General features: G+C 68.9%; 10 protein-coding genes and 2 pseudogenes. 5 read left to right on the top strand and 7 right to left on the bottom strand.

Going from position 1 to position 12,242, the window contains the following annotated elements:
• A pseudogene (locus AB0B64_RS00005) lies at positions 1-285 on the top strand (hypothetical protein); the annotation flags it as partial.
• A gap of 368 nt (positions 286-653) precedes the next feature.
• Positions 654-1,151 (top strand): hypothetical protein, encoded by a 498-nt coding sequence (locus AB0B64_RS00010; protein WP_358174798.1) that lies wholly within the window; start codon positions 654-656, stop codon positions 1,149-1,151.
• A 69-nt stretch (positions 1,152-1,220) separates the two neighbouring features.
• Here AB0B64_RS00010 and AB0B64_RS00015 read toward each other — a convergent pair.
• The 5 genes and pseudogenes from AB0B64_RS00015 to AB0B64_RS00035 all read right to left on the bottom strand — a co-directional run.
• Positions 1,221-1,628, bottom strand: a pseudogene (locus AB0B64_RS00015) (alpha/beta fold hydrolase); the annotation flags it as partial.
• On the bottom strand, positions 1,612-3,090 hold the full coding sequence (locus AB0B64_RS00020; RefSeq protein WP_358173258.1) for a glycoside hydrolase family 43 protein: 1,479 nt from the start codon (positions 3,088-3,090) through the stop codon (positions 1,612-1,614). The gene AB0B64_RS00020 and the pseudogene AB0B64_RS00015, both read right to left, overlap by 17 nt.
• Before the next feature lie 40 nt (positions 3,091-3,130).
• Positions 3,131-4,690, bottom strand: a complete 1,560-nt coding sequence (locus AB0B64_RS00025) for a DUF3502 domain-containing protein (RefSeq protein WP_358173261.1) — start codon at positions 4,688-4,690, stop codon at positions 3,131-3,133.
• Between the two features lie 23 nt (positions 4,691-4,713).
• Positions 4,714-5,577 carry a carbohydrate ABC transporter permease gene (locus tag AB0B64_RS00030; RefSeq protein WP_357952525.1) on the bottom strand — a complete coding sequence of 288 codons (864 nt, stop codon included), beginning with the start codon at positions 5,575-5,577 and terminating at the stop codon, positions 4,714-4,716.
• Positions 5,574-6,482: an ABC transporter permease subunit gene (locus AB0B64_RS00035; RefSeq protein WP_358173264.1), complete on the bottom strand. Its 909-nt coding sequence runs from the start codon at positions 6,480-6,482 to the stop codon at positions 5,574-5,576. The genes AB0B64_RS00030 and AB0B64_RS00035 overlap by 4 nt, the downstream gene beginning before the upstream one ends.
• Before the next feature lie 298 nt (positions 6,483-6,780).
• Between AB0B64_RS00035 and AB0B64_RS00040 the strand changes: the two genes are divergently transcribed.
• Together AB0B64_RS00040 and AB0B64_RS00045 are read left to right on the top strand one after the other, a co-directional pair.
• Positions 6,781-7,767 carry a hydroxyacid dehydrogenase gene (locus AB0B64_RS00040; RefSeq protein ID WP_358173267.1) on the top strand — a complete coding sequence of 329 codons (987 nt, stop codon included), beginning with the start codon at positions 6,781-6,783 and terminating at the stop codon, positions 7,765-7,767.
• Positions 7,767-8,810 carry a LacI family DNA-binding transcriptional regulator gene (locus tag AB0B64_RS00045; protein WP_357952522.1) on the top strand — a complete coding sequence of 348 codons (1,044 nt, stop codon included), beginning with the start codon at positions 7,767-7,769 and terminating at the stop codon, positions 8,808-8,810. The genes AB0B64_RS00040 and AB0B64_RS00045 overlap by 1 nt, the downstream gene beginning before the upstream one ends.
• Positions 8,811-8,827: 17 nt before the next feature.
• On the opposite strand, the gene AB0B64_RS00050 is transcribed toward AB0B64_RS00045, so the two are convergent.
• Positions 8,828-9,397 (bottom strand): helix-turn-helix domain-containing protein, encoded by a 570-nt coding sequence (locus tag AB0B64_RS00050; protein ID WP_357952521.1) that lies wholly within the window; start codon positions 9,395-9,397, stop codon positions 8,828-8,830.
• Positions 9,398-9,514: 117 nt separating this feature from the next.
• Here AB0B64_RS00050 and AB0B64_RS00055 point away from each other — a divergent pair, with 117 nt between their 5' ends.
• Positions 9,515-11,827: a M20/M25/M40 family metallo-hydrolase gene (locus AB0B64_RS00055; RefSeq protein ID WP_358173270.1), complete on the top strand. Its 2,313-nt coding sequence runs from the start codon at positions 9,515-9,517 to the stop codon at positions 11,825-11,827.
• Here AB0B64_RS00055 and AB0B64_RS00060 read toward each other — a convergent pair.
• Positions 11,815-12,222 (bottom strand): VOC family protein, encoded by a 408-nt coding sequence (locus AB0B64_RS00060; RefSeq protein WP_357952519.1) that lies wholly within the window; start codon positions 12,220-12,222, stop codon positions 11,815-11,817. The genes AB0B64_RS00055 and AB0B64_RS00060 overlap by 13 nt on opposite strands.
• Positions 12,223-12,242 lie beyond the last annotated feature (20 nt).

Consider the following 12,242-nt stretch of genomic DNA (forward strand, 5'->3'; position numbering starts at 1 on the left):
GGCGAGGAGCTGTTCACCATCACCGAACAGGTCAAGATCCTGGCCGAGGCGGCCGGCCGGGACATCGCGATCCGGCCGGTGACCACCGCGGAAGAGGTCGTAGCCTCCCGATTCCCCAACGGGGCACCTCCGGCGCTGGCCGAGGCCATCATCGAGGGGTTCCACCTCATGCGCGCCGACACCGCCGGATTCCGCACCGACACCGTGGAACGCCTGCTCGGGCGCAAGCCCCGCACCTTCGCCGACTGGTGCGCACGCAACGCCGACGCCTTCCGGACCACCTGATCCGCATGAAGCCGCCAGCCGGCGACGACGTAGGCTGGGCGGAGTCACTTCTGCTGGATTCCCTCCGCGAAGCCGCCGCGCGCTCGGGGTGGCCGGAGGAGCTGCTGCCGCCGGATCCGTGGCCGCAGGTCACGCCGGGCAGCCGGTTCGGTTCGGCGCTGAGCGAGTGGTGTCGCCGTGCCCGCGCCGGGTGGTGCTGTTCCTCGACGAGATCGACGCCCTGCAACAGCCTGGTCAGCATTCTCAGCCAGCTCCGCGACGGCCACAACGCACGGCCAGAGGGCCATCGGACAGGGGGAGTGGAGATCGCCAACCCAATTTACCGAGAAGTCCTGCTACGGGTTCTGGGCGCTCGCACGGAGCGGTTCGTGAGGGCCGATCCGCGCAGCTTCGTGCTGCCGGACGGCCGTTTCGACCTGCCGCGCCTGCTGCAGGAGTTCGTCGTGTTCTGGCGCGAACACGGCGAAGTCCTCATCCGGCAGGAGGGCTACCACGAGGCCGCCTGCCAGATCATCCTCATGGCCTTCCTGCACCGCCTGGTCAACGGCGGAGGCCACCTCGACCGGGAGTACGCCGCCGGCACCAAGCGCCTGGACGTGCTCGTCCGCTGGCCCTACACCGGCCCCGAAGGCGAACGACAGGTGCAACGGGAAGCCATGGAGCTGAAGGTCTGGCGAGCCAGCGAAAACGACCCTAAGCCTGACGGACTCGCGCAGCTCGACCGATACCTGGACCGCCTCACCCTCACCACCGGCGTGCTGGTGATCTTCGACCGGCGCCCCGAAGCCCCACCCTGGAAAGAACGCGGCGGATTCGAGCAGGCGGCCACACCGTCCGGCCGCCAGATCACCCTTCTGCGGGTGTGACGGCCGCCCGAACGCCTCACCCGCCGACCGGATATCGATCCTGTCAGCGGCCCCACGCGGACAGCACGACGTCGACGAACGCGACGCCGCGTCCGCGCCCTCGGCGCGCAACGCCGCCAACCGCTGCGGGATGAGAGGCTCCTCCGCCTCGTCCGCGCCATAGGCGGGAGCGATGACCACGAGCGCGCTGACCAACTCCGGATGCTCGACCGCCAGCGCGGTGACCACCTGGGCGCCCATGGAGTGCCCGATGGCCACCACCGGCCCGTCCAGCAGCGGCACGAGGTCGCCAGCCAGGTCGACGGGCCGGTATCCGCTGGCGGGAGCCGGGGACCTGCCGTGGCCGCGCAGGTCGGGGGCGATCACCCGGCGCTCGCCGAAGTCCAGGGCGCGCCACGTCCGGTGGTCTCCGCCCCAGCCGTGCACCAGAAGCAGCGCAGGCCCGTCGTGGCCCCGGGTCTCAACGTACAGCTTCATACCGAATCCGCTCGAAGCGCGCCGTGCAGCCCTCGCCCGCCAGGTCCTGCACCCAGAACCCGGCGAACGCGCCGGTGAAGCCGAAAGCGCGCATCTGGCCGTCAACGCGCTCGTCCGCATGCTCATCCGACAGGATCGTCGCGTCCAGCTCGGGGCCGTGGTTGAAGCGCACGACCGGCCCGTCGAACTCCACGCGCAGCCTGACCTCGCCCGCCGCGGGGCCCAGCAGGTGCTCGGTGCGAGCGCCCCGGTCACTGCTGGTCAGCACGAGCCCCTCGGTGGTCACCGCGAGATAGAACCAGTTACGCGAGTTGTAGTACGCGGTGATGCCGGCGGACTGATGGACGGTGCCGGGCTCGAATCGCATGACCGCCTCCAGCGAGCACTTCTGAGCGGTGACCCGGTGGGCGACCAGGCTCGGGCTGCGCAGTCCGTACGGCGACTGACCACCGTGCACGGTGAGGCCGTCGTGGTCGGCGGTCAGCCAGTCCGGCGAGGGGGGTCGCCGCAGCGTGCTCCAGTCCTGCTCCAGCCCGTTCCAGCCGTCGGCCGCCGGCCACGGGTGGGCGGGCAGCGCGGGCGCGGCCACCTCCACGGCGGGCACGCCGCCCGCCACGCGCGGCCAGCCGTCCACCCACTCCACGCGTTGCAGCGCGCTCTCGCGGCCGAGCACGCAGGTGCGGTTGTGGTAGGGCCGGGCCACGAGGTGGGCGACGTACCACTCCCCCGCCGGCGTCTCGACGAGGCAGCCGTGGCCCGCCTTCTGCAGCTCCAGGCTCGGGTCGTGGCGCGAGGTGAGCATCGGCCCGGCCGGGTCCTCCTCGTACGGCCCCGCCATCGAACGGGAACGCAGCACCGTGACCCCGTGCTCGTACCCCGTGCCGCCCTCGGCCACCATCAGGTAGTACCAGCCGTCGATCTTGTACAGGTGCGGACCTTCGGTGATGTTGCGGTTGGGCAGGATCAGCTCGGGTTTGCCGCCGTCGAGGGACTGCAGCTCGATCCCGGCGAACCCGCGTCCGGGGCGGGAGTCGAAGACCATGTTGAGCAGCCAGCTCCGGCCGTCCTCGTGGTAGAGGGCGGCGTCGAAGCCGCGGCCGGGCAGCCGGACCGGGCCGGACCACGGCCCCTCGATCGAGGGCGCGGTGACCAGGTAGTTGGCGATGTCCTTGTAGCCGAGCGCGTAGTTGTCCATCACGCCGTAGACCAGGTGGAACAGCCCGTCGTGGTAGGTCAGGTCGGGCGCCCAGACGCCGCCGGAGTCCGGCACGCCGGACAGGTCGAGCCGCCCGCGCTCGGTCAGGATGCCGCCGAGCGGGCGCCAGTTCACCAGGTCGCGGGAGTGGTGGACGCGTACACCGGGATACCACTCGAAGGTCGAGGTGGCCAGGTAGTAGTCCTCCCCCACCCGCACGATCGACGGGTCGGGGTGGAAGCCGGGTAGGACGGGATTGCGAATCAAGCTCATTCCTCCGAGAAAAGCATGAGTGCTACCTCGCTGTTCACTGACCCTTGAGATACGCGTCGGCCTGCTTGGCCATCTCCGCCTGGAGTTTGGCCAGGCCCGCCCGGTCCAGCGCCTTCTTCAGCTTGTCCAGGCCCTGGTCGACGTCCACCGCGCCGATGAACAGCGGGTTGGCGAACTGCGTCATGGCGGCGGTGACCTGGGCGTTCTCCCGCTTCACCGGCTCAGGGTCGGGGACGAAGCTGGCGTACGGGTCGATGGTGAAATTGTCGATGTCCTGCGCCCAATCGAACCACTTCGCCTCGGACTCGGTCATCTCCTTGATCCGGCGCTCCAACTTGGCCCGCCAGGCGAGGGCGAAGCCGGGGAAGGTGTAGGTGGACACCTTCTCGTACTTGTCGTCGCCGACGGGCTTCCAGTCCTTGCCGGGGATGCCGTAGTTGAGCAGGTCGTGGTTCTCCTTGATCGACGCCCAGTCCTGCAGCTGCATGGCCTTCTCATTGCTCTGGCCCTTGGCGTTGAGCACGACGAAGTTGTCACTCTGGAAGGTCTGGTACGGCTTGGCGTTCGCACCGCCCTTCAGCGGCATCACGTTCGCGATCATCGCGCCGGGGACGTTCTTGGTCAGCTCGGGCAGGGCCGCGGAGGACAGGCCGTCGGTCATGGCCCAGGCGGTGGCGACGCGGCCGGCCTTGAACTGGGAGTCCAGCGCCTTCGAGTCGAGGGTGAGCGCGTTCTTGTTGAACAGCCCGTCCTGGTAGTACTTCCGGACCAGGCGCAGCGCGTCCATCATCCCCGGAGCCTCCCAGAACGGGATCGGGTGGGACGAGCCGGTCTGCTTGCCGTCGGCGGCCAGCACGAAGTTGAGCGACTCGCCGGTGAAGGAGGCGAGGCTCATGTTGGGGTTCTCCCACATGTACGGGTTGAGCCAGCCGACCGGGTTCCACGCCACCAGCAGCTTGGGCAGCCGGGAGTTCAGCCCGATCGGGGTGATGTCCTTGTTCTTCTGCTTGACGTCGTACCAGAACTTCTCCAGCCCCGCGAAATCCGTGATGTCGCTCATGCCGTACTTGTCGGCCAGGTCCTGGCGGATGCTGAAGTGGTGGAAACGCGCGACCGAGTTGATCTGGGGCAGGCCGTAGAGTTTGCCGCTCCACCGGTTCAACTCGATGATCTTCGGGTCGATCGTGGCGGTCAGGTGGGGGTACTTGCCGCTGGACAGCAGGCTGCTCAGCTCGACGATCGAGCCGCTCGCCGCCAGCTGGGTCATGTTGAGCCAGCGCGCCTGCAGCGCGGTGTCGAACTTCTCCCCCGCGGTGAACTTCAGCAGCGCCTGCTGGCCGTAGCTGGTCCACGGGATGAACTGCGGTTTGATGGTGAAGCCCAGGTCGGCCTGGAGCTTCTTGTTGACCTCGGCCAGTACGGCGTCCCAGCCGGCCGGCACGTCGCCGGGCAGCAGGAGGCTCAACGCGAGCGCGCCGGCGGCCTGATTGTCGGCGGCCTTCGGCTGGGAGGAGCAGGCGGCGAGGAAGGCGGCTACGGACAGGCCGCCGCCGGCGGCCAGCAGGCCGCGCCGGGACATGGTGGGGTTGGACACGGTGACTCCAGAAGGTGGGGGGATCAGCCTTTGGTGGCGCCGAGGGTGATGCCCTTGACGAAGTAGCGCTGGGCGAAGGGGTAGGCGAGCAGGATCGGCCCGATGGCGACGGTGGTCAGGGCCAGCCGGAGCTGGTAGACGGGAGTGGCCGTCTCGGCCAGCTGCGGCAGCATCTGCGTGAAGGAGATGTTGGAGATGAGGTTCTGCAGCACCAGCGGGAGCGGGAACTTGTGCACGTCGTCGATGAACAGCAGCGCCATGAACCAGTCGTTCCAGTAGTGCACGGCGTAGAACAGGCCCACGACGGCCAGGATCGGCTTGGACAGCGGCAACGCGATCGTGAAGAACATGCGCAGCTCGCCCGCGCCGTCGATCTTGGCCGATTCGAAGATCGACTCCGGCAGCTGGCGGAAGGCGCTGACCTGGACGAAGACCAGGAAGGGCATGACCAGCAGCGGCAGGATGACCGAGAAGTAGCTGTTCTGCAGGTGCAGATACTGCGTGACCAGCAGGTACAAGGGGACGAGGCCGCCGGAGAACAGCATCGGCAGGTAGGAGAAGACGGTCAGCGGCCGGCTGATGCCGGGCACCCGGCGGGCGATCACCCAGCTCAGGCCCGAGGTCACCGCCAGGGACAACGCCGTGCCCACCACGGTGATGAAGACACTGGCGAGGTAGGCGTCCAGCACCGCGGGACCTGTGAAGATCATTTTGTAGGCGGTGAGATCGAAATCCGGGAAAAGGCTGTATCCGGTCGTGGCCAGCACGGACTCGCTGGTGAACGAGCCCGAGATGATCATCCAGAAGGGGATGGCGCAGGCCAGCACGGCCAGGCCGACGCCGACGATGCTGAAGACGGTGAACGGTTCCAGCTTTCTGCCGCTCATAGGATGCTGGTCTCCTTGGAGTACTTGCGCTGGATCAGCACCGCGATCACCACGAGGATGAAGCCGACGACCGACTGGAACAGGCCGATCGCGCCGGTGGTGCCGAAGTCGCCGAGCTGACGCAGGGCACGGAAGACATAGGTGTCGATGACGTCGGTGTTCTCGAACAGGGTGCCGTTGTCGCCGATGATCGCGTAGATGGTGCCGAAGTCGCCGTAGAAGATCCGGCCGACTCCCAGGACCAGCAGCACCGCGGCGGTGGGCTTGAGCAGCGGCAGGGTGATGCGCCAGGCCATCTGGGCCCGCGAGGCTCCATCGATCATCCCGGCCTCGTAGACCTCCTCGGGGATGCCGGTGATCGCGGCCAGGAAGATGACGCTGAGGTAGCCGCCGAGCTGCCAGACCTTCACCAGGGTGAGGATCCACGGCCACGGTCCCGGCTCGTTGTACCAGTCCACCGTGGGCAGTCCGAGGCCGGTCATGGCGTCGTTGACCGCTCCTCCCCCGCCGGAGGCTCCAGCGAGCAGGACCTGCAGGATGATGCTGATCACGACCGGGGAGACGAAGTAGGGGAAGAAGACCACGGACTGGGAGGCCCGCTTGAAGAAGGTGCCGCGGATCTCGTTCAGCATGATCGCCAGGAGGATCCCGGCGGCGAGCGTCGCGCCCAGGAACAGCACGTTGAGGAAGAGCGTGTTGAACAGGATCCGTGCCGCGTCCCCGGATTCCAGGAAGTAGGCGAAGTTCGCCAGCCCGTTCCACGGGCTGCCGAAGATCCCCAGGTTGACGTCGAACTCCTTGAACGCCACCACCAGCCCGGCCATCGGCAGGTAGTTGAAGACCAGGAAGAAGACGACCGCCGGTAGCGCGAGCAGCCCGACCGACCAACCCGTCCGTCCCGTCACCTTGCCACGTGTACGGCGTTTGCGGGCGGCCGGCCCGGAAGGCGGACTCGTCTGAGACTCGTGCCTCGTCTGTAGCGTGCTCATCACCTAGGTCCCGTCTGAGGGGCAGCAGCTGACTCTCAAAGTTCGATAGAAACCGGTCGCTGCGAACGCTACGACTGAGGGACGTCTGCCTACAAGGTCGCGTTACGAATACGTTACATACGAGTGTATGTACTGCTGCGACGCCATCCGTTGACCGGAAGTGGCCGCGCCTCTAGCGTAGAAACCGATGTCTATCGAATGGAGGGCTTCCCCCGTGTCCCCACGCCCGAAGGCGCTGTTCGCCATGCGCGAGGAACACCTCGCACTGCTCTTCCCCGCGCCCTTGCTGCGGCGGCTGGACACGCTGGCCGACATCGACGTGACAATGGTCGCCGAGCGTTTCGACGATCCGCGGCTGGACCTGGCCGACACCGAGATCCTCATCACCGGCTGGGGCTGCCCGCCGGTGGACGAGGCGGTGCTGGCCGCCGCCCCCCACCTGCGGGCCGTGCTGCACGCCGCCGGCTCGGTGAAGGGCCTGGTCACCCCCGCGTGCTGGGAACGCGGCCTGCTGGTCTCCTCGGCGGCCGCGGCCAACGCCGTCCCGGTGGCGGAGTACACCGTCGGCACCATCCTGCTGGCCGGCAAGGGGGTCTTCGCCCTGAGCGAGCGCTACCGGCGCGAACGCGGCTTCACCCTGGCCAAGATCGAGCCCCTGGTCGGCAACAACGGCCGCAGGGTCGGCATCGTGGGCGCCTCGCAAATCGGACGCCGGGTGATCGAGCTGCTGGCGCCGTACGATCTAGACATGTGCCTGTACGACCCGTACACGCGGGTTCCCGGAGTGCGGCGAGCCTCCCTCGAGGAGCTGCTGCGCAGCAGCGACATCGTCAGCCTGCACGCGCCCGCCATCCCGGAGACCCGGCACATGCTGGATCGCACCCGGCTGGCGCTGATGCCGGACGGCGCGGTGCTGATCAACACCGCCCGTGGATCGCTGGTCGACACCGACGCGCTGGTCGCCGAGCTGAAGTCCGGGCGGCTGTCGGCGATCCTCGACGTCACCGAGCCCGAGCCGCTGCCGCCCAGCTCGCCGCTGTTCGACCTGCCCAACGCCTTTCTCACTCCACACATCGCCGGCTCGCACGGCAACGAGGTGGCCCGGATGGGGGCTCTGGTCCTGGACGAGTTGGAACGCCTGACCGCGGGGCAGCCTCTGGCGCACCGAGTGACCGGTGACGACCTGGACCGGGTGGCTTGATGAATGTCGATCGTGCCACCGTCCGCGACGTGGCCGCCCGGGCCGGAGTCTCCCCCTCCACGGTGTCCCGGGTGATCAAGGGGGACTACCCGGTCGCCCAGTCCACCAAGACACGGGTGCTGCGGGCCATGCGAGAGCTGGACTACGTGCTCAACGTGCACGCCCGCGCCCTGTCCGGGGCCAGCACCAAGACGGTGGCGTTCGTGCTGGACGACGTCACCGGCCCGTCCTTCGCCTACGTCGCCAAGGGCGTGGAGCAGCAGGCCACCGCTGAGGGACGCCTGTGCATGGTGTGCGCCACGAACGGTGACCCCGCCCGGGAGCTGGCCGTGGTCGAGGCCATGCGCGAGCAGCGCGCCGACGCGGTCATCCTGGTCGGCGGCGGCGCGCTGGACGACGCCTACCGCGAACGCATGTCCCACTTCGCCCACGCCCTGGACAAGGCCGGCTCCCGGCTCGTGCTGTGCGGGCGGCCGCCGCTGGGCGACGACGTGCCCACCACCGTGGTCGAGTACGACAACGAGGGCGGCGCCTACGCCATGACCAGCCACCTGCTCTCCCAGGGACACCGGCACATCGCCCTGATCGGCGCCGACCACCCCGGCCAGGCGAGCACGACCAAGCTCGACCGGGTGCGCGGTTTCGTCCGGGCCCACGAGTCGTTCGGGGTGCCCTACGACCCGGACCTGATCGTCCCGGCAGGCTTCGACCGCGCCGACGGACAGGCCGCCGCCCGCCGGCTGATCACCCTCGGCGCCCGGTTCACCGCCGTCTTCGCCGCCACCGACATGGTCGCCATCGGCGTGCTCGCCGCACTGCGCGAGGCCGGACTACGCGTGCCCGAAGACGTGTCGCTGGCCGGTTACGACGACATTCCGTTCGCCGCCGACCTCTCCCCCGGCCTCACCACCGTACGCATCCCCACCGAAGAGCTGGGCAGGACCGCGGTCAGGCTCGCGCTCGACCGCCGGCAACCCCAGCACGTCGTCCTGGGCACCCACATCGTGGTCCGAGGCTCGGTCGGTCCCGCAACCCCGCGCTGACCGTACGAGGCCGGTCGTCAGGACGGCGGGTCCTCGGAGGCGGGCATCGTGAAGAATCTCAGGAACACCGGCCGCGCTCCCGGCGAGGCGTCCTCCTGCGCGCGGCCGAATCTGGACAGCAGTTCCATGTACGCCTCGAAGAACTCGTCGAGTTCTTCCCGGGTCAGGTGAGTGAGCCCGCGGGACGCCCTCGCCCACTCCCCGTACCGCTGGTGGTCTCGGAAGAAGCGCCGGGCGAGTTCCAGCTCCTGCTCGACCTTGAACTCGGTGATCTCGTCGAGGAGCTTCTGCGACTCCTCGTCCATCTCACCCGGCGGGGGCCACCTCAGGTCGGCGCTGATCTGGCGCCACCAGCGCTCCTTTCCGTTCGACCGCTCGGGGATCTCCTCGATGAACCCGTTGCGCTCAAGCTGGCGCAGGTGATAGCTGAGCGTCCCGGTGTTCTCACCGAGCGCCCGGCCGAGCGTGGTGGACGTGGCCGGGCCGTGGATGCCGAGATGCCGCAGGATCCGCTGTCGTAGCGGATGGCCGAGCGCCTTGTGCGCACCTGGATCACTGAGCTGCCGGATCGACGGTCTGTTCGCCACGCTGTGAGCCTACCGCCCCTCGCCTTCACATTGCAGAATTTTCGCTGCAGCATTTCTTCTGCAATACTCCGTCGCGGTGACCCCCGTTGCCATGACCGACGCGACAAGGAGTGACCGATGACATCAGTGGCCGCGGACGAGCAGGCGGACGAGCACGTATCGAGACGGCGTTCACTCGCTGCCGGACTTCTGGCCCTGGGCGTGCTCCTGCTGATCGCCGTCGGCGCGATCTGGGACACCACCCCCACCGCCGTGAGCCCGGCCACCGCGCCCGACCGGGAATTCAGCGCGCAGCGGGCCTTCACCCAGGTCGAGCGCTTCGCCGTCAAACCCCACCCCGTCGGCACGGCCGAACACACCCGGGTCCGCGACTACCTGGTCGGCGAGTTGCGGCGATTGGGCCTGCGGCCCGAAGTGCAGGAGGCGGTGGGCGTCTCACCCATCGACGAGCGGGGCGACCCCATCACCGCCGGGCGCGTCTTCAACATCGTCACCGTGATACCCGGGACGGCTCCCACGGGCCGGGTCTTCGTCACCGCTCACTACGACTCGGTCCCCGAGGGTCCGGGTGCCAACGACGACGGGGCCGGTACGGCGAGCGCGATCGAGACGGCCAGAGCGCTGGTCGCGGACGGTAAACGGCTGCGCAACGACGTCGTGTTCCTCATCACCGACGCCGAGGAGGCCGGGCTCCTGGGTTCGGAGGCGTTCGTCAAAGCACACCCGCTCGCACGGGGGCGGAGCGTGGTGCTCAACAACGAGGCGCGCGGGGCCAAGGGGCCGGTGCTGATGTTCCGGAGCACGGAGTCGAACTCCGGCCTGATCTCCATGTTCGGATCGGCGGCGCCCATGCCCGTGGCCGACTCCGTGTACGCCGAGCTCATGAAACTGCTCAACAACGACACCGACTTCACCGCCTTCAAACCCGGCGGGATGGCCGTGCTGGACTCCGCCTACGCCAACGCGGGGACCCTGTACCACAGCGTTCTCGACGACCCCGCGCACGTCGATCTGGCGGCACTGCAGCAGATGGGCGACAACACGCTGGCCCTCGTGCGCGCGTTCGGCGGCACCGACCTGGCGCGGCTGACCACCGGGAACGACCTGGTCTACTTCAACGTCCCGCCCGGCCTGCTGGTTCGCTATCCGACCTGGGCGGCCTCCGTGCTGGGCGGCGTCGCCCTGGTGGCGGCGCTGGCACTGATCTTCCTGGCCCGCCGCCGGGGCGTGGTCACGTTGCGGCGCACGCTCCTCGGCACCGCGCTCGCCCTGATCCCGATCGCGCTCGGGGTGGGCGCCGGTGTCTACTTCTGGGACCTGCTCAAGGCGATCCGCCCCGAACTCAGCGGAACCGCCACCACGACGCCGTATCGCCCGGAGCTGTTGTGGCTCGCCGTACTGATGCTCGCGAGCACGATCCTCATCGCCTGGTACGCGCTGCTGCGCCGTCGCGTCGGCCCCGCCGAGCTGGCGCTGGGCATGCTGACCTGGGCGGCCCTGATCGGTCTCGGACTCGGCATCGTGTCGCCCGGCGCCTCGCACCTCGCCGCGTGGCCCGCCTTGGGGGCGGCGCTGGGCGGGCTGGCCGCACTCCGCTGCCCGCCGCGGTGGCGCGTCCTCATCCTCGCCGCCGCTCTCGTACCGGGCGCCCTGATCCTGCTGCCCAGCGCGTGGAACACCCTGCCGACCGGCCTGCAGTACGCGGGCTACGCCCCCATGCCGCTGATGATCCTGTTCGGCGGCCTCCTGCTACCGCTGATCGAGGTGATCTGGCCGCGCAGGCGTACCCCGCTGATCCCGCTGACGGCGCTGGTCGTCTCCCTCGCCCTGGTGGCGGCGGGCCTGCTGGTCGAGCCGATCGACAAGGAGCACCCACGGCGAACCAGCCTGGCGTACGGCCTCGACACGGACACCGGCAAGGCCGTCTGGCTGACCTCGAAGGCGCCCGACCAGTGGGCCCGCCGCTATGGCGGCGCCAACGCGACCGGCCAGCTCGCGGAGCTGTGGGGCGGCGGGTCCAAGCTCCTCAGCCCGGCGAAGGCCGCCGCGCTACCGGCGCCCTCGCTGCGGGTGCTCGCGGACACGACCCAGCAGGGCGTGCGAACCCTGCGCGTCCGGATCCGCTCCGAGCGCGGAGCGGACACGGTCGGCTTGCGGGTGTACGGGGACACCGCGACGGTAGGTTCGCTGACCGTCGAGGGCCGCTCCATCACGCCCGATCCGGCGGGCTTCGTCTTCCACGCCCCGGGGCCGGCGGGGGTCGAGGCGTCGCTGACCATCAAGACTCCCGGCGACAAGATGCGGCTGCGGGTCACCGATACGAGCCGGAATCCCAGTGAGATGTCCGCGCTTCCCGGCTTCATCGCCCCACCGGACTGGCTGTTCCTCGGCGACACCAGGATCTCCGTCATCAAGGCCTACACCATGTGACGACCCGACCTGGCGATGGCGGCGGCGGTGACCGGGGTGAAGAAGTTGACGAGGTTGCCGTCCGGGTCGCGGAACAGCAGCGACCGATTGCCCCAGGGCATCGTGGTGGGCTCGGTGACGACGTCGGTGACGAACCCGGTCAGGTTCTGGTGCACGCGGTCCACGTCGTCGACGAGGAACTCGATGATCACGCTGTGGTTGTCGGCCGGGCGGGCGGACCCGGGAGCGAACAGCGGCACCGTGCGGGTGCCGGCGATCGCCAGCGTGGCCCTGGAGGTCTTGAGCTCCGCGAAGTCCTCGGTGGACCAGACCGCCCCCACCCCGGTGACCTTCTCGTAGAACGAGACGAGGCGAGCGACATCACCGGTGATGATGCGGATCGAAACGAAGTCCATGGCGTTCCTCCTGAAGTCCT

Source organism: Nonomuraea sp. NPDC049129 (genome assembly GCF_040648495.1).
Classification (GTDB): Bacteria; Actinomycetota; Actinomycetes; order Streptosporangiales; family Streptosporangiaceae; genus Nonomuraea.